Annotated in this window: 21 protein-coding genes and 2 rRNA genes; 17 read left to right on the forward strand and 6 right to left on the reverse strand. The window is 70.8% G+C overall.

Annotation, left to right across the window (positions count from 1 at the left end; genetic code table 11):
* The 10 genes from ABT095_RS10480 to pstB all read left to right on the forward strand — a co-directional run.
* Window positions 1-93, forward strand: a 23S ribosomal RNA gene (locus ABT095_RS10480); the annotation flags it as partial.
* 85 nt (window positions 94-178) lie between these two features.
* Window positions 179-295: ribosomal RNA gene (gene rrf / locus ABT095_RS10485) — 5S ribosomal RNA — on the forward strand.
* Between the two features lie 143 nt (window positions 296-438).
* The gene (mshD, locus tag ABT095_RS10490; protein WP_502884850.1) at window positions 439-1482 is read left to right on the forward strand and encodes a mycothiol synthase; all 1044 of its coding nucleotides are present in this window, start codon (window positions 439-441) and stop codon (window positions 1480-1482) included.
* Window positions 1483-1759: 277 nt separating this feature from the next.
* Entirely contained in the window at window positions 1760-3985 is a 2226-nt protein-coding gene (locus tag ABT095_RS10495; protein ID WP_350528938.1) for an RNA degradosome polyphosphate kinase, read from the forward strand.
* A gap of 110 nt (window positions 3986-4095) precedes the next feature.
* Window positions 4096-5166, forward strand: coding sequence for a CHAD domain-containing protein (locus ABT095_RS10500; RefSeq protein WP_350528939.1), 1071 nt, complete (start codon window positions 4096-4098; stop codon window positions 5164-5166).
* Window positions 5151-5651: an NUDIX hydrolase gene (locus tag ABT095_RS10505; RefSeq protein WP_350528940.1), complete on the forward strand. Its 501-nt coding sequence runs from the start codon at window positions 5151-5153 to the stop codon at window positions 5649-5651. Before ABT095_RS10500 ends, ABT095_RS10505 begins: the two co-directional genes overlap by 16 nt.
* A gap of 246 nt (window positions 5652-5897) precedes the next feature.
* Window positions 5898-7031 (forward strand): phosphate ABC transporter substrate-binding protein PstS, encoded by a 1134-nt coding sequence (gene pstS, locus ABT095_RS10510; RefSeq protein WP_350528941.1) that lies wholly within the window; start codon window positions 5898-5900, stop codon window positions 7029-7031.
* Window positions 7032-7189: 158 nt separating this feature from the next.
* Window positions 7190-8173, forward strand: coding sequence for a phosphate ABC transporter permease subunit PstC (pstC, locus tag ABT095_RS10515; RefSeq protein WP_350528942.1), 984 nt, complete (start codon window positions 7190-7192; stop codon window positions 8171-8173).
* 76 nt (window positions 8174-8249) lie between these two features.
* The gene (pstA, locus tag ABT095_RS10520) at window positions 8250-9323 is read left to right on the forward strand and encodes a phosphate ABC transporter permease PstA (protein ID WP_350528943.1); all 1074 of its coding nucleotides are present in this window, start codon (window positions 8250-8252) and stop codon (window positions 9321-9323) included.
* A 35-nt stretch (window positions 9324-9358) separates the two neighbouring features.
* A complete protein-coding gene (gene pstB / locus ABT095_RS10525; protein WP_350528944.1) occupies window positions 9359-10135 on the forward strand; it encodes a phosphate ABC transporter ATP-binding protein PstB in 777 nt (258 codons plus the stop codon).
* Between the two features lie 114 nt (window positions 10136-10249).
* Here pstB and ABT095_RS10530 read toward each other — a convergent pair whose 3' ends face one another.
* The 4 genes from ABT095_RS10530 to ABT095_RS10545 form a co-directional block, all read right to left on the reverse strand.
* Window positions 10250-11245, reverse strand: a complete 996-nt coding sequence (locus ABT095_RS10530; protein ID WP_350528945.1) for an inorganic phosphate transporter — start codon at window positions 11243-11245, stop codon at window positions 10250-10252.
* Window positions 11246-11249: 4 nt separating this feature from the next.
* Entirely contained in the window at window positions 11250-11870 is a 621-nt protein-coding gene (locus ABT095_RS10535; protein WP_104817749.1) for a DUF47 domain-containing protein, read from the reverse strand.
* A 123-nt stretch (window positions 11871-11993) separates the two neighbouring features.
* Window positions 11994-12164 carry a hypothetical protein gene (locus ABT095_RS10540; protein ID WP_350528946.1) on the reverse strand — a complete coding sequence of 57 codons (171 nt, stop codon included), beginning with the start codon at window positions 12162-12164 and terminating at the stop codon, window positions 11994-11996.
* Between the two features lie 121 nt (window positions 12165-12285).
* A complete protein-coding gene (locus ABT095_RS10545) occupies window positions 12286-13167 on the reverse strand; it encodes an SCO4651 family lipoprotein (protein WP_350528947.1) in 882 nt (293 codons plus the stop codon).
* 174 nt (window positions 13168-13341) lie between these two features.
* Between ABT095_RS10545 and ABT095_RS10550 the strand changes: the two genes are divergently transcribed.
* On the forward strand, window positions 13342-13503 hold the full coding sequence (locus ABT095_RS10550) for a hypothetical protein (RefSeq protein WP_350528948.1): 162 nt from the start codon (window positions 13342-13344) through the stop codon (window positions 13501-13503).
* Here the strand turns inward: ABT095_RS10550 and ABT095_RS10555 are convergent.
* Window positions 13500-14180, reverse strand: coding sequence for a phosphatase PAP2 family protein (locus ABT095_RS10555; RefSeq protein ID WP_350528949.1), 681 nt, complete (start codon window positions 14178-14180; stop codon window positions 13500-13502). The genes ABT095_RS10550 and ABT095_RS10555 overlap by 4 nt on opposite strands.
* A 150-nt stretch (window positions 14181-14330) precedes the next feature.
* Window positions 14331-15374, reverse strand: coding sequence for a C40 family peptidase (locus ABT095_RS10560; RefSeq protein ID WP_350528950.1), 1044 nt, complete (start codon window positions 15372-15374; stop codon window positions 14331-14333).
* 249 nt (window positions 15375-15623) lie between these two features.
* On the opposite strand from ABT095_RS10560, the gene ABT095_RS10565 reads away from it, so the two are divergent.
* From ABT095_RS10565 to ABT095_RS10590, 6 genes are all read left to right on the forward strand, one after another.
* Window positions 15624-15971, forward strand: coding sequence for a DUF8827 family protein (locus tag ABT095_RS10565; protein WP_350529120.1), 348 nt, complete (start codon window positions 15624-15626; stop codon window positions 15969-15971).
* A gap of 117 nt (window positions 15972-16088) precedes the next feature.
* Window positions 16089-16895, forward strand: a complete 807-nt coding sequence (locus ABT095_RS10570; protein WP_350528951.1) for a hypothetical protein — start codon at window positions 16089-16091, stop codon at window positions 16893-16895.
* Window positions 16885-18159 carry a hypothetical protein gene (locus ABT095_RS10575; RefSeq protein ID WP_350528952.1) on the forward strand — a complete coding sequence of 425 codons (1275 nt, stop codon included), beginning with the start codon at window positions 16885-16887 and terminating at the stop codon, window positions 18157-18159. The genes ABT095_RS10570 and ABT095_RS10575 overlap by 11 nt, the downstream gene beginning before the upstream one ends.
* 8 nt (window positions 18160-18167) lie before the next feature.
* Entirely contained in the window at window positions 18168-19751 is a 1584-nt protein-coding gene (locus ABT095_RS10580) for an SCO6880 family protein (protein ID WP_350528953.1), read from the forward strand.
* Window positions 19752-19772: 21 nt separating this feature from the next.
* Window positions 19773-21122, forward strand: a complete 1350-nt coding sequence (locus tag ABT095_RS10585; RefSeq protein WP_350528954.1) for an ATP-binding protein — start codon at window positions 19773-19775, stop codon at window positions 21120-21122.
* Window positions 21123-21258: 136 nt separating this feature from the next.
* Window positions 21259-23076: a 5'-nucleotidase C-terminal domain-containing protein gene (locus ABT095_RS10590; RefSeq protein ID WP_350528955.1), complete on the forward strand. Its 1818-nt coding sequence runs from the start codon at window positions 21259-21261 to the stop codon at window positions 23074-23076.
* Window positions 23077-23178 lie beyond the last annotated feature (102 nt).

Below are 23178 nucleotides of genomic sequence, written 5' to 3' on the forward strand. Positions count from 1 at the left end.
GGCTCCCAGTAGACGACTGGGTTGATAGGCCGGATGTGGAAGCCCAGTAATGGGTGGAGCTGACCGGTACTAATAGGCCGAGGGCTTGTCCTCAGTTGCTCGCGTCCACTGTGTTGTTCTGAAACAACGACCCCACACCGTCAGGACGGGTGTGGTGCGGTTGACAGTTTCATAGTGTTTCGGTGGTCATAGCGTGAGGGAAACGCCCGGTTACATTCCGAACCCGGAAGCTAAGCCTCACAGCGCCGATGGTACTGCAGGGGGGACCCTGTGGGAGAGTAGGACGCCGCCGAACAATTTTTCAGAGAAGCCCCGACCGGGAAACCGGTCGGGGCTTCTCGCATTTCCGGGGATTTCCACCGAAGAAATTTTCCGGCCGAGCTGACAGAACCCTCGGTCACTCCGCCACCCGCCGCTGACACGGCGTAAGGTCGTGCCATGACTGCCTCGAACTCCCACGCGGCCGCCAACGCCGGCCAGCACCCGCAGCCCCGCCGTTCCCGTTCGGTGAACCTCGGACAGGTCGAGAGCCTGGTGGTCACCTCGCCGGTGCTCTCCGAGGGCGAGTCCCGTGCCGCTGCCGAGATCCTCGGGGTGGCGGCGGTGACGGACGAGCGCCAGGCGGTGTCCGAGCAGGGGCGGCTGCGGCTGAAGGCCTCGGAGCCGCGGGCCGGGATCGTGCATCTGCTGCAGTCGGCCGTCCAGGGTGACCACCGCGAGGACGTCGGGTACGCGCAGCTGGAGACCCCGGGTGAGGGGAAGTCCGGGACGGCCGAGCTGGCGGTGGTGCCGGGGCAGCGCGGGCGGGGCTTCGGGCGGGATCTGGTCGATGCGGTGCTGGCGGCCGCCGCGGAGGCGGCGCCCGATGGTGCGGTGGAGTTCTGGGCGCACGGGGGGCACCCGGCGGCCCGGCACCTGGCGGAGGTGTACGGCGCGGAGCTGGTGCGCGAGCTGCGGCAGATGCGGCGGCCGTCCACGCCGGCCACCGAGGCGGCGGAGCTGCCGCCGCTGCCCGAGGGTGTGACGGTGCGGACCTTCCGGCCGGACCGGGACGGGCCGCAGTGGCTGGCGCTCAACGCGCTGGCCTTCGCCCACCACCCGGAGCAGGGCGCCTGGACGGAGCAGGACCTGGCGGACCGGGTGGCCGAGCCGTGGTTCGACCCGGAGGGCTTCTTCCTCGCCGTCCGGGGCACGGGCGCGGACGAGAAGGTGGTCGGCTTCCACTGGACGAAGGTGCACCCGGAGGGCCTCGGCGAGGTCTACGTGGTCGGGGTGGACCCGGCGGAGCAGGGCAACGGACTGGGCCGGGCGCTGACGGCGATCGGCCTGCGCCACCTGGCGCTGGAGCGCAAGCAGGACACCGTGATGCTCTACGTGGACGCCGACAATTCGGCCGCCGTCCGGGTGTACGAGAGGCTTGGTTTCACCATCCACGAGATCGACCTGATGTACAGGGTGGAGAGCGCCGGCAAGCGGGGCTGACGCGGCACCTCACGCTGGGTGTTGCGGCGGCTCACGGGGGTGACCGACTCAGCTTTCCTCCTGGCCATGCGGTGTTTACCGTGGATTAAATTGCCGCCGCGAAGATCACAGGATGACGTCAGCAGTGCCTCGCCCGCGCGCGGCCGACCGCACCCCGGGAGACCCCCGGGAGGACGGTCGGCCGACGGCCGCGCCCGGTGGTTGGGAGTTGGTCCCCCACTCGGACGGGTACCGGGACAGACACTCGGACCTCGTCCTGCTGGAGGAGCTGGAACCCATGAGCGTCCCCCGCCCTGCCCACCTTGCCCGGGAGACCGGTGGCGCCCAAGGCGCCGGCCAACCGGGCTCGACGGCCACCACCGTCGCCACCTCGCTCCCCCTCGAGTCCCTCAACGGCGTCAGCCACGCCATCGACCTGACGGAGCTCGGTGAGCTGCCCGAGGGCCGCTTCCTGGACCGCGAGCGCAGCTGGCTGGCGTTCAACGAGCGGGTCCTGGAGCTGGCCGAGGACGCCCAGATCCCGCTGCTCGAGCGGGCCAAGTTCCTGGCGATCTTCGCGAGCAACCTGGACGAGTTCTTCATGGTCCGGGTGGCCGGCCTGAAGCGCCGGATCGCCACGGGGGTGGCGACGCGTTCGGCCTCCGGCCTGCAGCCGCGCGAGGTGCTGGACCAGATCTGGACCCGCTCGCGCGAGCTGATGGCCCGCCACGCGGCGACCTTCCAGCACGAGGTGCTGGCCGATCTGGCGGCCGAGGGCATCGAGCTGGTCCGCTGGTCGGAGCTGACGGACAAGGAGCAGGGCCGCCTGCACACGCTGTTCCGGGCGAAGATCTTCCCCGTGCTGACCCCGCTGGCGGTCGACCCGGCGCACCCGTTCCCGTACATATCGGGGCTGAGCCTCAACCTGGCCGTCGTGGTGCGCAACCCCGTCTCGGGGCACAAGCACTTCGCCCGGGTGAAGGTGCCGCAGTCGCTGGCGCGGTTCCTGGAGGCGTCGCCGCAGCGGTACGTGCCGCTGGAGGACGTGATGGGGGCTCACCTGGAGGAGCTCTTCCCGGGGATGGAGGTGCTGGCGCACCACGCCTTCCGGGTCACTCGCAACGAGGACCTGGAGGTGGAGGAGGACGACACCGAGAACATCCTGAAGGCGCTGGAGAAGGAGCTGATGCGCCGTCGGTTCGGGCCGCCGGTGCGGCTCGAGGTGGAGGAGTCGATCGACCCCTACATCCTCGACCTGCTGGTGCGCGAGCTGAACATCACCGAGGCCGAGGTCTTCCCGCTGCCGGGGCCGCTGGACCTGACCGGGCTGTTCGGGATCGCGGGTCTGGACCGGCCGGAGCTGAAGTACCCGAAGTTCGTGGCGGGCACGGCGCGCGGGCTGACCGACGTGGAGTCGGCCTCGCAGCCGGACATCCTGGCGGCCATGCGCGAGCGGGACGTGCTGCTGCACCACCCGTACGACTCGTTCTCGACCTCGGTGCAGGCCTTCCTGGAGCAGGCCGCGGCCGATCCGGACGTGCTGGCGATCAAGCAGACGCTGTACCGCACCTCGGGTGACTCGCCGATCGTGGACGCGCTGATCGACGCGGCCGAGTCCGGCAAGCAGGTGCTGGTTCTGGTCGAGATCAAGGCGCGCTTCGACGAGCAGGCCAACATCAAGTGGGCCCGCAAGCTGGAGGAGGCGGGCTGCCATGTGGTGTACGGCCTGGTGGGGCTGAAGACGCACTGCAAGCTCTCGCTGGTGGTCCGGCAGGAGGGTGACATCCTGCGGCGCTACTCGCACGTGGGCACCGGCAACTACCACCCGAAGACGGCCCGCCTGTACGAGGACATCGGCCTGCTGACGGCGGACCCGCAGATGGGCGCGGACCTGTCCGACCTGTTCAACCGGCTGTCGGGGTACAGCCGCCGGGAGTCGTACCGACGGCTGCTGACGGCGCCGCGCGGGCTGCGGGACGGGCTGGTCTCCCGGATCCACGGGGAGATCGCGCACCACCGGGCCGGGCGGCCCGCCGGGGTGAAGCTGAAGCTGAACTCGATCGTGGACGAGGAGCTGATCGACGCGCTCTACCGGGCCTCCCAGGCGGGGGTGCCGGTGGACGTGTGGGTGCGCGGGATCTGCGCGATCCGGCCGGGGGTGCCGGGTCTGAGCGAGAACGTCCGGGTGCGCAGTGTGCTCGGGCGGTTCCTGGAGCACTCGCGGATCTTCGTGTTCGGCAACGGGGGTGAGCCGGAGGTGTGGTTCGGCAGCGCCGACATGATGCACCGCAACCTGGACCGCCGGATCGAGGCGCTGGTGCGGGTGACCGACCCGGCGCACCGGGCCGAGCTCTCCGGGTTGATCGACCTGGGGATGTCGGACGAGACCGAGTCCTGGCACCTGGGCCCGGACGGGACGTGGACCAGGCACTCGCAGGACACCGAGGGCAGGCGCCTGCGGGACGTCCAGGAGCTCCTGATCGACTCCCGGACGCGCCGCCGGAGCTCCTCCGGGACGCGCTGACCCCGCCGTCGGCGCACCGACCACCAGTGCACCCAGCCAGCAGCACCGCCACATCAGCCCCCGGGGACGTCCCCGGGGGCGAGGCCCTCGGGGGACGAGGTTTACCTGCCATGACCGACGTGCCGATGCCGGCCCGGACGACGGCCGACGCCAGCGCCACCGCCGGGGAGTTGCTCTCCGGCCACCTCACCGCGCAGGCGGGGGTGTTCCTGCGTGCCCTGCCGCAGGCGGTCGGGGAGGCCGGGGCGAGACCGGGGGAGCGGGCGGCGTCCGGGGCGGCCGGTACGGCGGAGCTGCTGCGCTGCGTGCGGCGGATCGGCGGTGCGCTGCACACCTTCGGCGCGGCCTTCGAGCCGGCCTGGGCGCAGGAGACCAGGGCGGAGCTGCGCTGGCTGCTGGACCTGCTGGCGCAGGAGCCGGCGCTGGTGCGGCGGGGCGAGCGGCTGCTGGCGGCGGTGGACTCGCTGAGCGAGACGGATCCGGGCGGCCCGGGGATGCTGGCCGGCCACGCGGGTGCCCCGAAGGCCCGGGCGCTGCTCGAGCGCCAGCTGACGCTGGCCCGGACGCGTGCGCACAGCGCGCTGCTGCAGGAGCTGCGGTCGGCCCGGCTGCACGCGCTGGCGGACCGGATGACGCTGCTGGCGGGCGAGACGCCGCTGGTGCCGGGGGTGCGGGCCCAGCGGGCGGGGGTGCTGCTGCCGCAGGCGGCGGCGGCGCTGGCGGCGCTGGGGGCGGGGGTCGAGCTGCTGCCGTTGCTGCGCTCGGCCACGCCGTACGGCGGTGAGGGGCTGCACCGGCTGGGGCTGCGGCCGGCGCTGGTGCCCCAGGCGCGGGGCGCCGAGCCCAGGGACGGGGACGCGGTGGTGGCGGCGGACGACGCGCCGTGGCTGCGGGTGCGGATCCTGGTGAAGCGGGCCCGGTACGCGCTGGACGTGTGCGGGGCACCCTCGGCGGAGCTGGACGAGGCGGACGGGACGCTGGCCCGCCACCAGGAGGCGGCGGACGCGGCGGTGACGGTGGCGACGGCGGCTCGGACGCCGAGGATCACCCCGGCGACGGCCTACGTGCTCGGGGTGGTGCATGCTGATCAGCGACTGGAGGTGGAGGCGGCCCGGTACGCCTTCGGCCACCAGTGGCCGAAACTCCCGCATCACGGATGGCATGCATGGGCGACCGTCTGAGCGCACCGCAGCGCTCGTACCGCAGCGACTCCTTCGGCGTGGCCGCGCCGCTGCCCCGGCGGCGCTCCACGGTGTTGGCGGCGGGGGCGGTGCTGTGGGTGCCGGGGCCGTTGAAGAAGGACGGCTGGACGCGGAAGAAGCCCCGGCTGGCGCTGGTGCACCGGCCGAAGTACGACGACTGGAGCTTCCCGAAGGGCAAGCTGGAGCCGGGGGAGGGCTGGCGGGCGGCGGCGCTGCGCGAGGTCCGGGAGGAGACCGGCCTGTCCTGCCTGCTGGGGGCGGAGCTGCCGACGCAGCACTACCGGGCCCAGGGGCGGCCGAAGGAGGTCCGGTACTGGGCGGCGGTGCCGACCGACGGGGTGTTCGTGCCCAACCGTGAGGTGGACCGGTTGGAGTGGCTCTCGCCGCGCAAGGCGCGGGAGCGGCTGACCCATGAGCGGGACCAGGTGTTGGTGGACGCGTTGCTGGCGGCGCTCGCGGGGTGACCGGCAACCTGGTTGACCTTGCCGAGTCTTGGCCGTGACGCAACCGTTACTACCGGGCGGTGTTTCCTGTCATCCGTTCGAGGTTCACCGTCCGTTCACTTACGACCGCCTGATGCGTCACCTACCCGGCCTAACTTCGGTATCACCGGAGGGCCGTACGGGCCCCGGACCACAGCAAAACCTCCCCCGCCGCAAGGCCTTTTCAGGTCTGCCGGACGGAGGTTGAGCCACAGAAAGGGACACCCTGTGAAGCTCCAGCGGAACGGCCGCACCAAGGCCCTCGCAATCGGTGCCATGGCGCTCGTCAGCTCGCTGTCGCTCGCTGCGTGCGGCTCCGACAACAACCCGGCCCCGACCCCGAGCGGTTCCGCGGCCGGCTCCGCCGCCGCGTCGAAGATCGACTGCGGCAAGGGCGGCAACCTGCTCGCCGCGGGCTCCACCGCGCAGGGCAACGCGATCGACGTCTGGAAGGCCGCCTTCGGCAGCGCCTGCTCCGGCACCACGATCACCTACGGTGGCGGCGGCTCGGGCGCCGGTGTCCAGCAGTTCAACCAGGGCAAGATCGCCTTCGCCGGCTCCGACTCGGCCCTCAAGCCGGCCGAGGTCGAGGCCTCCAAGGCCGTCTGCAAGACCGGCCAGGGCATCGACCTGCCGATGGTCGCCGGTCTCGTCTCGATCGTCTACAACGTGGACGGCCTCGACAACCTGGTCCTCGACGGCCCGACCACCGCGAAGATCTTCGACTCGCAGATCACCAAGTGGAACGACCCGGCGATCGCCAAGCTGAACCCGGGCGCCACCCTGCCGGACGCCCCGATCCAGGCGATCCACCGCTCGGACGACTCGGGCACCACGGCCAACCTCACCACCTACTTCTCCAAGGCCGGTGGCGGCGCCTGGACCTACGACCCGAGCAAGACCTGGAAGGGCAAGGGTGGCCAGGCCGCCGCCCAGTCCGCCGGTGTCTCGGCCCAGGTCAAGCAGGTCAAGAACTCGATCTCCTACGTCGAGCTCTCCTACGCCCAGACCAACAACCTGAAGAGCGCGCAGATCGCCACCGGCGCTGCCAAGCCGGTCGAGGCCACCGCCGCCAACGCCGCCACCACCTTCGCGAACGCCAAGGTCGCCGGCACCGGTGCGGACCTGGCCCTCTCGCTGGACTACGCGACCAAGGCCGAGGGTGCCTACCCGATCGTCCTGGTCACCTACGAGATCGTCTGCGACAAGGGCAACAAGCCCGAGACGCTGGACGCCCTCAAGTCCTTCCTGAACTACACCATCAGCGACGCCGGCCAGCAGGCCATCGGCGCCAAGGGCTACGTGCCGCTGCCGGCCGAGCTCGCCGCCAAGGTGAAGGCCGCCGTCGGCGCCCTCGCCTGACCCTCCAGCACCACCCGCGGGACCAACTGAACACCGGCCGGGCGGCCCTCATCGGGGGGCAGGGCCGTCCGCCGGTCAGAACCACGAAGCACGTCCGGGGCACCGCCGCCAGGTGCCGCCCTCCACGGGGCAGCGCCGCCAGACCGGAGTAGACCATCATGACTTCATCCCCCCCTACCGCCACACGCGGCAGGGACCGCCGCCGGTCGGACAGCCGACGCGGCGACGCCGTGTTCTTCAACCTCTCCCGGGGCGCGGGCATCCTGCTGCTGGTGGTCATGGCCGCCATCGCGGGCTTCCTGGCCTGGCGCTCGGGCCTGGCCCTCGGCAAGAACCAGGGCAACTTCCTCACCACCTTCGAGTGGGACCCGGACAACATCACGAAGCCGGTCTTCGGCGTCGCCGTCCTGGCCTTCGGCACGGTGGTCAGCGCGGTCATCGCGATGGCGATCGCCGTGCCGGTCGCGATCGGGATCGCGCTCTTCATCTCGCACTACGCGCCGAAGAAGATCGCCCAGCCATTCGCCTACCTGGTCGACCTGCTCGCCGCCGTCCCCAGCATCGTCTACGGCCTGTGGGGCGTGCTCTGGCTGGTGCCGCACATGGCCGGCCTGACGTCCTGGATGGACACCTACCTCGGCTGGACGTACGTCTTCGACCAGACCCAGGCCGGGGTCACCCCGCGCAACCTGTTCACGGTCGGCGTGCTGCTGGCGATCATGATCCTCCCGATCATCACCGCCGTGACCCGCGAGGTCTTCCGGCAGGTGCCGCGGACGCACGAGGAGGCGGCGCTCGCCCTCGGCGCGACCCGCTGGGAGATGGTCCGCACCGCGGTGATCCCCTTCGGCAAGCCCGGCATCATCTCGGCCTCGATGCTCGGCCTGGGCCGTGCGCTCGGCGAGACCGTCGCCGTGGCCACCGTGCTCTCGCCCAACAGCAAGCTCTCGCTGCACGTGCTCGACCTGGGCAGCGGCACCTTCGCGCAGAACATCGCGCTGAAGTTCGGCGAGGCCTCGTCCTTCGGCCGGGACGCCCTGATGGCCTCCGGTCTCGTCCTGTTCGTCATCACCCTGCTGGTGAACGGCGCCGCCCGTCTGATCATCGCGCGCCGCAAGGAGTACTCGGGGGCCAACGCATGAGCGAGCGGAGCGAGCGAATCATGGAGAGGCGCGCATGGTGCTCTTGCACCCCGACGAGCGCAGCGAGGAGGGTCGCATGAGCACCGTGACCGTTGACTCGCGCCCCGCTCCGCAGCTGAGCCGCAACCTCACCAACGCCCGGCTGCCCAAGTGGGCCCCCGCCGGGGTGGCCGTCCTGTCGGTCGCGCTCGGTGCCGCCATCGGCGCCGGGGGCGGACTGAAGAGCCACCTGCAGTGGGGCCTGATCGCCGCTGTGCTCTTCCTGGTCATCAGCTACGGCGTCTCGGCCAAGGTCGAGGGCCGCCGCCAGGCCAAGGACCGGCTCGCCACCTCGGTGGTCTGGGTCGCCTTCGTGGCCGCCGTGCTCCCGCTCGCCTCGCTGACGATCTACACCGTCCAGCAGGGCGCCAAGGTGGTGGACGGCAACTTCCTCAGCCACTCGATGCGCAACATCATCCCCTCCGGCCCCGGTGGCGGTATCTACCACGCCATCATCGGCACGCTGGAGCAGGTCGGCCTCGCCACCGCGATGGCCGCACCGATCGGTCTGCTGACCGCCGTCTACCTGGTGGAGTACGGCCGCGGCCGGCTCGCCAAGGCGGTCACCTTCTTCGTCGACGTCATGACGGGTGTGCCGTCCATCGTCGCCGGTCTGTTCGTCCTCTCGGTCTGGAACCTCGCGCTCGGCTTCCAGTACTCCGGCTTCTCGGGCAGCCTCGCGCTGGCCATCCTGATGCTGCCGGTCGTCGTGCGCTCCACCGAGGAGATGCTCAAGCTCGTCCCGAACGAGCTGCGGGAGGCCTCGTACGCACTCGGTGTGCCGAAGTGGAAGACGATCCTGCAGATCGTCATCCCGACGGCCATCGGCGGGATCACCACCGGCGTCATGCTCGCCGTGGCCCGTATCACGGGCGAGACCGCCCCGGTGATGATGCTGGTCTTCGGTGCCGACGCGATCAACACGGATCCGTTCAACGGCCCGCAGGCCAACCTGCCGCTGTTCATCTGGCAGCAGTACGCCAACGTCAACAACGACTTCGGCTACGCCCGAGCCTGGGGTGCCGCCCTGGTGCTGATCGTCTTCGTGATGGGTCTCAACCTCATCGCGCGAGGCATCGCCCGCTGGCGCTCGCCCAAGGCCGGCCACTGACCGCCCGACTGACGAAGAAGACTGAAGGAAACATCATGGCCAAGCGCATCGACGTCAGCGGACTGTCCGCCTACTACGGCACCACCAAGGCCATCGAGGACATCTCGATGACCATCGAGCCCCGCTCCGTGACGGCCTTCATCGGCCCCTCCGGCTGCGGCAAGTCGACCTTCCTGCGCACGCTCAACCGCATGCACGAGGTGATCCCCGGCGCCCGGGTCGAGGGCAAGGTCCTGCTGGACGACGAGAACCTGTACGGTGCCTCGATCGACCCGGTCGCCGTGCGCCGCACCGTCGGGATGGTCTTCCAGCGCCCGAACCCCTTCCCGACCATGTCGATCTACGAGAACGTGGTCGCCGGTCTGAAGCTCGCCGGGGTCAAGAAGAAGTCCGTCCTGGACGGCGTGGTGGAGAAGTCCCTCCAGGGCGCCAACCTCTGGAACGAGGTCAAGGACCGCCTGAACAAGCCGGGCTCCGGCCTCTCCGGCGGCCAGCAGCAGCGGCTGTGCATCGCCCGCGCCATCGCGGTCGAGCCCCAGGTCCTGCTGATGGACGAGCCCTGCTCGGCGCTCGACCCGATCTCGACCCTCGCGGTCGAGGACCTGATCAGCGAGCTGAAGTCGCAGTTCACGATCGTCATCGTGACGCACAACATGCAGCAGGCGGCCCGCGTCTCGGACCGCACCGCCTTCTTCAACCTGGCCGGTGTCGGCCAGCCGGGCAAGCTGATCGAGCTGGACGACACCCAGCGGATCTTCTCCAACCCGTCCGTGCAGGCGACCGAGGACTACATCTCCGGCCGCTTCGGCTGAACCGCTCCATCCCCCACGACTACTCCGTGGCGCTGCATGGCGGTGCCGCCACGGAGTACGAAGAGCCCGCCCCCGTGATGTGGGGGCGGGCTCTGCTCTTTCTCGTACCCGGCTCTAGCCGAAGATCGCGTTGGTGATCCAGTAGCAGACCGCCGCGACGAGCGCGGCGGCCGGCATGGTGATGAACCAGCCGAGCACGATGTTCTTCGCCACGCCCCAGCGCACCGCGCGGACCCGCTTGGTGGCGCCCGCGCCCATGATCGCCGAGGTGATCACGTGGGTGGTGGAGATCGGCGCCTTGAAGACGAAGGACGTGATGTACATGATCGTCGCGGCCGTCGCCTCGGCGGCGAAGCCCTGCGGCGGGTCCAGCTCGATGATCTTGCGGCCCAGGGTGCGCATGATCCGCCAGCCGCCCGCGTAGGTGCCCAGCGAGAGCATGGTGGCGCAGGAGATCTTGACCCAGATCGGGATCTCGTGGCCGTGCTGGTGGCCCGAGATGGTGAGCGCCATGACCACGATGCCCATCGTCTTCTGGGCGTCCTGGAGACCGTGCGCGAGCGCCATCGCGGCCGCCGAGGCGGTCTGCGCGACCCGGAAGTTGCGCTTGGCCCGGTGCGGGTTGGCCTTCCGGAAGATCCACAGGATCGCCAGCATCACCAGGAAGCCGGCGATCAGGCCGACCACCGGCGAGACGATCATCGGGACGACGATCTTCTCGACCACGCCGTGCCAGATCACCTCGGTGCCCCCGGCCAGCGCCGCGCCCACCATGCCGCCGAAGAGGGCGTGCGAGGAGGAGGACGGGAGGCCGAAGTACCAGGTGATCAGGTTCCAGGCGATCGCGCCGACCAGGGCGGCGAACAGGATGGTCATGCCCTGCGAGCCGGTCGGGGTCTCGATCAGGCCCTCGGAGACGGTCTTGGCGACGCCGGTGCCGAGGAAGGCGCCGGCCAGGTTCATCACGGCGGCCATCCCGAGCGCCGCCCGGGGGGTCAGCGCCCGGGTGGAGACCGAGGTCGCGATCGCGTTGGCGGAGTCGTGGAAGCCGTTGGTGTAGGTGAAGAAGAACGCCACCCCGACGACGGCGATGAGTGCTGCCATGTCCACGCGGTCAGGACTCCTTGACGGCGATGGTCTCCACCGTGTTGGCCACGTGCTCGAAGGCGTCGGCCGCCTCCTCCAGCACGTCCACGACCTGCTTGAGCTTCAGCACCTCGATCGCCTCGTACTGGCCGCTGAAGAGGTGGGCGAGCAGCTTGCGGTGGATCTGGTCGGCCTGGTTCTCCAGCCGGTTGACCTCGATCCAGTACTCGGTGAGGTTCGACATCGAGCGCAGGTTCGGCATCGCCTCGGCGGTCAGCTCGGCGGCCCGGGCCAGCACCTCGATCTGCTGCTCGACACCCTTGGGGAGGGTCTGGATGTCGTAGAGGACGACCAGGTCGACGGCCTCCTCCATGTAATCCATGATGTCGTCCAGCGAGGACGCGAGGTTGTAGATGTCCTCGCGGTCGAAGGGCGTGATGAACGAGGAGTTCAGCTGGTGGAAGATGGCGTGGGTGGTGTCGTCTCCCGCGTGCTCGGCGGCGCGCATGCGCTCGACGATCTCCGCGCGGCCGGCCACGTCTGAACCCAGCAGTTCCAGCAGGAGCTTCGATCCGACGACGAGGTTCTCCGCTGCCGCGGCGAACATGTCGTAGAAGCTCGTCTCCTTCGGGGTCAGGCTAAAACGCACGGAGGTCTCCGATGTGCGGGGGCGGGACTGAACGATGCTAGGCGCACTCCGGCCCATCTGCACAAACCGGGTGACACCTCGGAAGGTGTCGGCCGCTCGTACGGGGTAACCTACCGCCGCCCGTCAGGATCCCGGCGGCGCCTCGCGGTCCAGCAGCACCTCGTCGATCCGTTCGGGGGCCAGCCGCTCCTCCGGGCTGGCGGTCGCGGCGATCATCAGCTCACCCGCCAGCTCGATCTCGTCGAGTGCCGCCTGGTCGTGCCCGCCCTGACGGGCCTCCGAGGACGCGACCATCTGCCATCCACCCCCTCCGACCGAGCCCGCAGGGGTCGGCTGCCCCCGGGTCCAGCGTAGGCAGCGGGGCGGTCGCCCCCCATGGCACGGACGGGTCATCTCTGCCGCCGCGCCGGGCTACTCACTTGGCCGGGGTGGCCGGTGGCGGGGAGTAGAGCTGATCGCCCGTCGGCTCGGCGGCCTCCACCGGCTTGCCGAACTCGGTGAGGGAGACCGTGGAGACCACCTTGACCTGGTCCTTCGGGTCCTTCGAGCCGGCCACTCCGGCGAAGGTGAAGTTCTCCACCAGCTTGTGCACCCGGCCCTGGCCGTCCAGCCACACCTCGTACGGGACCTCCTTCACCACGAAGGTCTGGGCCGCCATCCGCAGCCCGTCCGCCCCGCGGCCGCCGGTGGCCTCGGCGGCCTTGGCGAGGTCGAGGGTGCCGCGGTAGTGCTTGAGCTCCTCGCCGCCGACCGTCTCGGGGCCGACCAGCTCGGCCTTGAGCACCCCGCGCAGGGCGCCGGTGGCGCTGGCCGGGTCGGTGGCGCCGCTGGAGACCAGGTTCCCGTCGGGGAGCTGACGGACGTCCAGCTTGACCCACTTGCCGTCGGGGATCTTGGTGCCGCTGTTCTGCGCGCCGCTGTTCTGCAGGTAGACGATGCCGGGCATGACCACCTCGGCGATCTTGCCGGTGGTGGCGGCGCCGGGCGGGACGTCCACGTCGAGCCGGCCGATCCGCTTCACGTAGTCGTAGCCGCCGGTGCCGGTGAAGGAGGCCTTCTTGGCGCTGGACTCGGTGGTCAGCTCGGTGGCGGCGTGGACGGAGCCGGTGCGGCCGGTGATGTCGGCGGCGTCGCGGACGGCGGTGACCGGGTCGGCCGAGAGCTGGTCGGCGGCGGCGTCCTGGGAGCGGGGGGTGCCCCCGCCCCCGCAGGCGGTGAGCGCCGCGACCAGCAGCGCGGCCGCGGCGGCGGCCCGGACGGCCCTGGCAGGTGCGGCCGTCGTCGGTACGGCCGTCATTGTCGATACAGGCTGCAAAGGAACGGAACCCCCTCGGGCCGGTGCCCGGCAAGCAGCCACCCCGGATGGGCGGAGCTCTTGCCTTGCCAACGACCTGACGGAGCGGCGGTTACGTCCTCCCCGGCGCATGGGTCCCTTCGCACGCCGGGGGGCGCTCAGGCTACGGTGAGGCACGTGCCCACCGAGAAGCCGGCCGAGAGCCACCAGGTGACCGTGACCGAGAAGGGCTCCTTCTGCACCGCCAGCTGCACCTGCGGCTGGTACGCCCCGGCCCGCAGATCCCGCGACCGCGCCCGCCGGGACGGCGAGGAGCACCTGGCACGGGAGAGCGGCTAGGCCGCCAGGTCCGTCTCGCCCCGGCTCTCCTCGACGGGGGCCCGGCGGCGGCGCCCCCGGTCCGGTGCGGCGATCAGCGGGGCCAGGGCGGTGCGGGTCAGCGCGTGGCAGAGCGGGACGAGCACGGCCATCGCGATCGGGGCGAGCAGCAGGACCACGGCGGTGGCCAGGGCGTAGCCGCCGATCACGTCGGTGGGGTAGTGGACACCCATGAACATCCGGCAGAAGCCCTGGAGCAGGGCCAGGCCCCCGGCGATCAGGCCGAGCCGCTTGTTGACCAGGTAGAGCGCGACCGCGATGCCCATCGACATCGCCGAGTGGTCGGAGACGAAGGAGAGCGTCCCGGCCTTGCCGGAGACCAGCACGTCGAGGTCGGGGTGGTCGACGAACGGCCGGGGCCGGTCGACGATCCGGGAGATCGGCAGGTTGGCCAGCTCGCACAGGGCCACCGCCAGCGGCGCCCAGAGCAGCCCGGCCACCGCGACGGGCGCGTTCGGCTGTCTGCGGGCCTGCAGCCAGCCGAGGGCGCAGAGCGCGGCGAGCCCGAGCAGGATGCCGTACTCGCCGATCCAGGAGACCGTGCCGTCCAGCCAGGCGGGGGAGGCCTTGGCCAGCCCGTTCACGGCCTCGAGCAGGTCGAGATCGGGGCCGGACGTGTCGGCAAGCAGCGTCGACACGCCGCACCTCCCTTTCGCTCACCGGCGCGCTGTGCCGCGCCACCGGTCACAACGCGCTCCCCCCGCCCCTGGTTTCCCCGGAAACCCCCTGTTATGGAAACTTGACTGAGTGTCCACAGCAGTGACACACACCGTCAGAACCGGGGCGGCTCAGGCCTTCGGCTGGCTGGGGGCGATCACGGCCCCGGTCTTCGGGTCGCGGGTGGGCAGCGCCTGGGCGCCGTCGGGGGTGACCCGGGTGGCGCCGAAGTAGTCCCGCCCGTCGATCTTGTCGTACCGGACCAGGGCGCCGGTGTGCGGGGCGTCGAGCATGTACCCGCCGCCGACGTAGATGCCGACGTGGTGGATCGAGCGCGGGTCGTTCATGTCGGTGGCGAAGAAGACCAGGTCACCCGGGCGCAGCTGGTCGCGGGAGGGGTGCGGCCCGGAGTACCACTGGTCGTTGGCGACGCGGGGCAGCTCGATGCCGACGCTGTGGAAGGCGGCCTTGGTGAGGCCGGAGCAGTCGAACCGGCCGTTGTCGTCGGCGCCGCCGTCGCCGCCCCACTTGTAGGGGGTGCCGAGCACGTTCTGGGCGAAGTAGATGGCTCCGGCGGACTGCGCGGAGAGCCCGATGGCGGTGACGGGGGCGGTGAAGTTCCGGGCCAGTGCCTTGATGTTGCGCACGTACCCCTGGGTCTCCTGGTAGGAGGGGACGCCGCCGGCCTTGATGACGGCGTAGGGGCCGGCGTTGTAGGCGGCCAGCATGTTGGCCTGCTTGTCGCCGGGCACGGCGGCCACGTCCTTGGCCAGCGCGCAGTCGTAGGTGGCGGCGGAGGCGATGGCGTCGGAGGGGTTCCAGATGTCCTTCTTGCCGTCGCCGTCGGCGTCCACCCCGTAGGTGGCCCAGGTGGCCTCGAGGAACTGGGCCATGCCGTAGGCCTTGGCAGGGCTGCGGGCGCCGGGGTCGAAGCCGCTCTCCTGGTAGAGCTGGGCGGCGAGCATCGGGGGCGAGATCTCGGGGCAGAGCGTGCCCCACTTCTGGATCACCGGCTGGTACGCGGCCGGGACGCTGCCGGAGGAGAGCGCGAGGCTGTTGCCCGCGGTGCGGGGGGTGCCACTGGCGGCGAATGTACCGAGAGTGACCACGCCGACGAAGCCGACGGCCACAACCCCTGCAGCGACAGCGGCAGTGCCTGCCTTCCGGAGTACCATCAGCACCATCCCGACGTGGCGTCAGTTCTCTATGCACTGGAAGGCGTTGCTCAGCGCAATCATCGCAGATACGAAGAGTGAGCGGTATCCTTCGTACGGTGGACATCCTGTCGTACGTGTCCGGCGTCGCACGACCAATCCGTGAGAAGTAGCCAAGTCGACATCAGATCTGGCCAAGAATAGGTCCTGGCCCTTCGCGAACCCGTGCTCCTGGGCCTTGAATTTGCCTGATCGGGCGGTGAGATGGAAATGAACCTGAGCGTAGGCAGCAAGGTCGTCGGCCAACTGGCCGCGGACCCACCCAAGAAGGCCAATATCGACACCATCATCGGTGGCATCGCCCCCGACTGGGGGCCGTTCGCCAGCCTGGGCTCGGAGGCCCGGGTGATGGTGGAGGTCGTGATGGCCGTGGCCATCCTCGGCTGCCTCGCGATCGCCGTCTGGGGGGCGGCCAAGCAGCGGATCGGCGCCACCGCGATGAGGGACACCTTCAGCGCCGAACAGGGCAAGGGGCTGATCATCGCCGGGCTGACCGGCGTGTTCATCATCGGTTCGCTGGGCACGCTGTTCACCATTGTCTACGGTATGGCGATCTGACGATCACTAGAGTCAGCGGGGCCAGGCTGTGACCAGCAGCTGACCCGCGACCAGCCCGTCCGGGCTCACCCGTTCACTCGGGGCCCGCCCGGGCCCCCCGCACCAGGAGGGGCCGCCGTGCCGGTGTCCGACGACCAGCCGCACACCCGTACGCGGCTGCCGGTCGCCGAACAGTCCGTCTACCAGCCCAGTGCCCGGCGCAGCCGTCCGCTCCGGACCCTGCTGGCCGTGCTGGTGGTGGTCACCCTGCTGGTGCTGGCGATCTCGATCGTCAACCGGAACAAGCCCGCCCCCTCCGCCGCGCCGCCCTCGGCGGACCGGGCCACCCCCGCCCCGGCGGGCACCGCCGCCAGCGGGCAGGAGCCGGTCACCACCACCAGCCACGGCATCGGCAGCGGGTACCCGCACTCCGACCAGGGGGCGCAGTCCGCCGCCGCCAACTACGCGGCCGCGCTGGGCTCGGCCGAGATGTTCCAGCCCGCCACCCGGCACACCATCGTGGCCACCGTGGCCGACCCGAGCGTGGCCGACGGCCTGCAGGGGCGGCTGGACCAGGCGTACACGGCGCAGACCTTCGCCTCCTTCGGCCTCGACGCGCAGGGCAAGGCGCCCAAGGGGCTGACCTTCGTCAGCCGCACCGTGCCGGTCGGCACGAAGACCACCAACAGCGCCGACACCGCCACCAAGGTCGGCGTCTGGTGCACCCGGCTGACCGGCCTGGCGGGCGAGCACTCCACCCAGCCGGTCTCGGCGACCTGGTACACGCTCGATCTGACCATGCGTTGGACCGGCAGCGACTGGAAGGTCACCGACTTCACGCAGACCCCCGGCCCGGCCCCGGTCCCGGGGGACCAGCAGGCCGCCACCGCAGACGAGATCACCCGCGCCGTCCAGGACTTCGGAGGCTTCCGCTATGCCCGCTGACGGTACGTCCTCGCTGCGCCGCCGGGTGGTCGCGGTCTCGACCGCGTTCACCGGGCTGCAGGTCTCGCTGCTGCTGGCCGCCGGCCGGGCCTTCGCCGACCCGACGCCGAGCCCGAGCTGCAGCATCAACCTGCCGATCCCCTCGGCCGCCCAGGCCTGCGGCGCCACCGTGGTGGGGCCCGGCGGCGCGGGGGCGGTCGGCGGGGTCGGCGGCACGGTGGGCGACGTCACCGACCCGCTGGGCTCGCTGGCCAAGGGCTGCGCCCAGGCCGCGGCCTGGGTGGTGCGCAAGCTCTCCAGCGCGATCGACGGCACCACCCAGGTGGACTTCACCAACGCGGCCTTCCTGCAGCAGTACGCGGTGGTCTTCGCCGGGTCGACCGTGATCACCCTGGTGCTCTGGCTGCTGGCCGTCACCAAGCGCGCGGTGCGCGGCGCCTCGCTGACCACGGCGATCTCCGAGGCGGTGGGCTTCCTCTGGCTCACCGTGGTCGCCTCGGCCTTCACCCCGCTGATCCTCTACACCGTGGTGAGCGCCACCGACGGGCTGACCACCGCCATCGCGGCGGGCACCAAGTCCGACACCGGCACCTACCTGGGCGGCTTCGCCGACACCCTGGAGAAGGGCAACCTGGGCGGCGGGCCGCTGATCCTGATCATCGTCTCGCTGGTCGCCGTGCTGGCCGCCGCCGTGCTCTGGATCGAGCTGCTGATCCGGGCCGCGATGCTCTACGTCGGCGCGCTGCTCGGCACCGCCGTGTACGCCGGGCTGGTGGACAAGCAGCTGTGGAAGCACGTCCGCCGCTGGGCCGGGGTGATGGTCGCGGTCGACCTGGCCAAGCCGATCATCGTGATCATCCTCGGGCTGGCGGGCGCCGTCGCGGGCGCCGCCGGGGCGGGGGACGACTTCTCCCACGTGCTCTCCGGCCTCGCGATCCTCTTCCTCTCCATCTTCGCCAGTGCCTCGGTCTACCGCTTCGTGCCCGGCTTCGGCGACGAGATGCTGCAGATGCGCCGGGCCCGGGCCAGTGCCGTGTCCGCCGGGTCCGCGATGATCAACGGCCCGGCCAACCTGGTCAAGCAGGGCATCAGCACGCACGGCTCGCGCGGCGGCCCGCAGACGGCCAACGCCTCCACCGGTTCCGGCGGCGGCTCGGTCGCCCCCGGCATCGCCGCCCACGCCGGCCGCACCCCGGCCGCCGCCCCGCCGCCGCAGGCCCCACCGATCGCCACCCAGGCCAACAACCCAGCGAAGGGAGGGTGACGGGGTAGATGAGCACGGAGACCCGCTACGGCACCCAGTACGCCCAGCCGTACGTGCACCAGCGCCGCACCTATCTGATCGGCAAGTCCCGGCCGAACGCGCCGATCGGCCGCAACCGGGAGTCCGGGGAGATCATCCTGATCATCTTCGGGGCCTTCCTCGGCATGATGTGGGGCCTGCTGATGCCCGTCCTGCCGCTGCGGATCGCCGGGCTCGTCGGCCTGCCGGTGCTCGCCATCATGGCGGTCTACGTGCCCTACCGGCGCCGCACCTTCTACAAGTGGGTGGAGATCAACCGCAGTTACCGCCGGGTGGTGCGCAGCGGCCGCGCGGTCTGGAAGTCGGACGTGATCGACGCCGGCACCCGCCTGGACGGCCGCGAGGTGGAGATCGGGCCGCCGCCGGGGGTGGGCCGGCTGCGCTGGCTCTCCGCGCCGTTCGGGCCGGACGAGGTCGGCGTGCTGATGCACCTGGAGCGCCGCACCGTCACCGCCGCGATCGAGATCGAGGGCCCGGGCGTGGGCCTGCGCGACTCGGAGGACCAGGAGGCGCTGGTCGACCGCTTCGGCACCCTGCTCAAGCACGTGGCCAACGGCGACGGCTTCGTCACCCGCCTGCAGATCCTGGCCCGCACCCTCCCGGCCGACCCGGACGCGCACGCCAAGGACGTCGAGCGCCGGGGCGACCCGCAGGCGCCGAACTGGCTCAAGGACAGCTACGACCAGCTGCAGTCGATGGTCTCCACCTCCTCCGAGCAGCACCGCGCGTACCTGGTCGCCTGCATGCACTACAACCGCGACCTCGCGGCCGAGGCGTACGCGATGGGCCGCAGCGCCTATGGCCGGGGGGCCGTCGGCGCCCGCCAGCGCGACGACGAGGGCCTGGCGGCCGTGATGGCCCGTGAGCTCACCGACATCTGCGCCCGGCTCGCGGAGGCCGACATCCGGGTCCGCCAGCCGCTCGGCCAGGCCCGGCTCTCCTCCCTGCTGCACTCGATGTACGACCCGGACCACCCGATCGACCACATCCAGGCGATGAGCCGCCGCAACGCCTGGCCGGCCGAACTGGACGCCACCCACCCGCAGTTCCTCACCGCGAAGACCCGAGAGTCGGCCACCCGCGAGCCCTGGTGCCACGCCACCGCCTGGATCAAGGAGTGGCCACTGACCCCGGTCGGCGTCAACTTCCTGGCCCCGCTGCTGGTGCACACCCCGGACGTGATCCGCACCGTCGCCGTGACGATGGACCTCGAGCCGACCGATGTCGCGATCGAGCGGATGCTCACCGAGAAGACCAACGACGACGCCGAGTCCAGCCGCGCCGCCAAGATGAACCGCACCGTCGACCCGCGCGACCTCGCCCACACCGGCCGGGTCGACCAGCGCGGTGACGACCTGGCCTCCGGCGCCGCCGGGGTCAACCTGGTCGGGTACATCACGGTCTCCTCCCGCAGCCCCGAGGCGCTGGCCCGGGACAAGCGGACCATCCGGGCCTCGGCGGGCAAGAGCTACCTCAAGCTGGAGTGGTGCGACCGCGAGCACCACCGCGCCTTCGTCAACACCCTCCCGTTCGCCACCGGCATCCGCCGCTAGACCCCTTTCGGAGGCCTGTCCATGGCGATCGGCAGTCTGACCGACGCGTTCACCAGCCTGATGTTCGGCAAGGTCGAGACGACCAGACTGCCGGTCCGCACCTCCACCGGCCAGGCCCAGGCCGTCTACCTGCCCACCGCCGCACCGGGGTTGGGCGACTCCGGCGTCATCATCGGCCGCGAGGTGTACAGCGGCAAGGGGTACGTCTACGACCCCTTCCAGCTGTACGGCCAGCAGCTGCCCGCCCCGCACTGGCTGGTGCTCGGCGAGTCCGGCAACGGCAAGTCGGCGCTGGAGAAGACGTACGTGCTGCGCCAGCTGCGCTTCCGCGACCGCCAGGTGGTGGTGCTCGACGCCCAGGGCGAGGACGGGGTCGGCGAGTGGAACCTGATCGCCAACGCGCTGGGGATAAAGTCCATCCGGCTCGACCCGCTGGCCGCCCGGGACGGCGGGGTCAAGCTCAACCCGCTGGACCCGGCGATCACCACCACCGGCCAGCTCTCGCTGCTGCGCACCATCATCGAGGTGGCGATGGGCCGCGGCCTGGAGGAGCGGGCCGGCTTCGCGCTCAAGGCCGCCCACGCCCACGTGGTCGCCACGGTGACGGACCGCCAGCCGGTCCTCAACGACATCATCGACACGCTGCGCAACCCCGATCTCTCCTCGGTGGAGTCGCTCGGCGTCGCGGTGGACGACGTGCAGTCCTGGGGGCTGGACGTGGCGCTGGTGCTCGACCGCCTGGTCGACGGCGACCTGCGCGGCATGTTCGACGGCTCCACCACCGACGGTATCGACCTGGACGCGCCGCTGATCGTCTTCGACCTCTCGCACATCGACCGCAACTCCATCGCGATGCCGATCCTGATGGCGATCGTCGGCGTCTGGCTGGAGCACACCTGGATCCGCCCCGACCGGAAGAAGCGCATCTTCCTGGTCGAGGAGGCCTGGCACATCATCAACAGCCCGTTCGTGGCCCAGCTGTTCCAGCGGCTCCTCAAGTTCGGCCGCCGCCTCGGCCTCTCCTTCGTCGCCGTCGTCCACCACCTCTCCGACGTGGTGGACGGCGCGGCCGCCAAGGAGGCCTCGGCGATCCTCAAGATGGCCTCCACCCGCACCATCTACATGCAGAAGGCCGAGGAGGCCAGAGCCACCGGCCGCGTCCTCGGCCTGCCGCGCTGGGCGGTGGAGATCATCCCGACCCTCTCGCCGGGCATCGCGGTCTGGGACGTCAACGGCAACGTGCAGGTGGTCAAGCACATCATCACCGAGGCCGAGCGGCCGCTGGTCTACACCGACCGGGCCATGACGGAGGACGCGGTGCTCGAGCGGGACCGGGCGGAGCGTCAGCTGGCGGCCGAGCCCGGCATGTGAGCCGCTCTCATCATTCGGGTGCACGAAACCCTCTTGTTACTCACAACATCCTGACAGCTACGCGCGTTGACCCTAGGCTGCACTCCGTCAGGTCCACTTCCGGGCCCCACGGGCCCCGACGGTGCAGAGGACTCTCATGCCCAACTCCGGTCGCCAGCCGGCGCCCCGCCGTGGCCTTCGCCGCGCCACTCTGATCACCTTCGCCGCCGCCGGCCTGCTCGGCAGCCTGGTCGCGCCGAACATGGCCGCGGCCAGCTCCGCCCCCAAGCCCCGGGTCGAGGACCTCCAGCTGCTGGCGATCAACGACTTCCACGGCAACCTGGAGCCCCCGGCCGGGTCCTCCGGCACCATCAAGGAGATGGACCCCAAGACCGGCCAGGTCGTCTCCACCCCCGCCGGCGGCATCGAGTACCTGGCCACCGAGCTGCGCCAGGCCCGCGAGGGCAAGCGCAACTCGATCACCGTGGCCGCCGGTGACATCGTCGGCGCGAGCCCGCTGCTCTCCGGCCTGTTCCACGACGAGCCGACCGTCGAGGCGATGAACAAGCTCGGCCTCGACGTCACCAGCGTGGGCAACCACGAGTTCGACGAGGGCTCCAAGGAGCTGCTGCGCATGCAGCGCGGCGGCTGCCACCCGGTGGACGGCTGCTACGCGGACGGCCGCACCTTCGAGGGCGCTTCGTTCAAGTACCTGGCCGCCAACGTGACCAGCGACAAGACCGGCAAGCCGATCCTCCCGCCGTACTGGATCAAGAACGTCCGGGGCGTCAAGGTCGGCTTCATCGGCGTCACGCTGGAGGGCACGCCCAACATCGTCACCGCCGAGGGCGTCAAGGGCCTCAAGTTCGGCAACGAGGTCACCACGATCAACAAGTACGCCGCCGAGCTCAAGGCCCGGGGCGTCAACTCGATCGTCGCGCTGATCCACGAGGGCGGGTACCCGGCCAGCAGCACGTACAACTACGACTGCGGCCCGGCCGGTGAAGGCATCTCCGGCCCGATCGTCGACATCTCCCGCCGGATCGACCCGGCCGTCGGCGCGATCGTCACCGGCCACACCCACAACGCGTACGCCTGCACCATCCCGGACCCGAACGGCGTGCCGCGCTCGGTGACCAGCGCCGCCTCCTTCGGCCGGCTCTACACCGAGATCGACCTCAAGCTGGACAAGACGGACGGCACGATCATCCGGCCGTCGGTGACCGCGGCCAACCACGTCGTGCGGCGGGACGTGCCGAAGGCGCCGGACATGACGGCCCTGATCGCGTACTACAACAAGCTCGCCGCCCCGATCGCGAACCGCCCGGTCGGCTACATCGGCGCGGACATCAACGGCCGTGGCTCCACGGACCTCGAGAAGCCGCTCGGTGACGTGATCGCCGACGCGCAGCTGGCCGGTCTCTCGGCGAAGGACAAGGGCGGCGCGCAGGTCGCCTTCATGAACCCCGGTGGCATCCGCTCCGACCTGGTCTACAAGGCCAGCGGCGCCGAGGGCGACGGCGTGGTCACCTACGCCGAGGCCTTCACCGTCCAGCCCTTCACCAACATGATGCAGGTCAAGACCCTGACCGGTGCCCAGTTGATCGCCCTGCTCCAGCAGCAGGTCAGCGGCCTCAACGACGCCAACCCGAAGATCCTCCAGCCTTCGGCCGGACTGACCTACACCCTGGACATGAACAAGAAGGGCGCCGACCGCATCGTCGTCCCCTCCGTCCAGCTGAACGGCACCCCGGTCGACCCGGCCGCCTCCTACCGCGTGGCCGCCAACGAGTTCCTCGCCGGCGGCGGCGACGGCTTCCCCGCCTTCGCCACCGGCACCGACAAGCTCGTCGGCCCCTCCGACCTCGACCTCCTCACCGCCTACCTCACCACCAACTCCAAGCCGGGCACCCCGCTCACCGTCCCGGCCCAGACCCGCATCAAGATCATCGGCGTCGGCCAGGACCAGGACTGACCCCCTGTAGCTGACCCCCGGAGGGGGCGCCGGGACATCCCGGCGCCCCCTCCGGCGTCATCGGGCAGCAGGCTGCTGCCCAGTTGTTGGCGTGAGCCGCGT

The sequence above is a fragment of the Kitasatospora sp. NPDC002227 genome (assembly GCF_040296285.1).
GTDB lineage: Bacteria > Actinomycetota > Actinomycetes > Streptomycetales > Streptomycetaceae > Kitasatospora.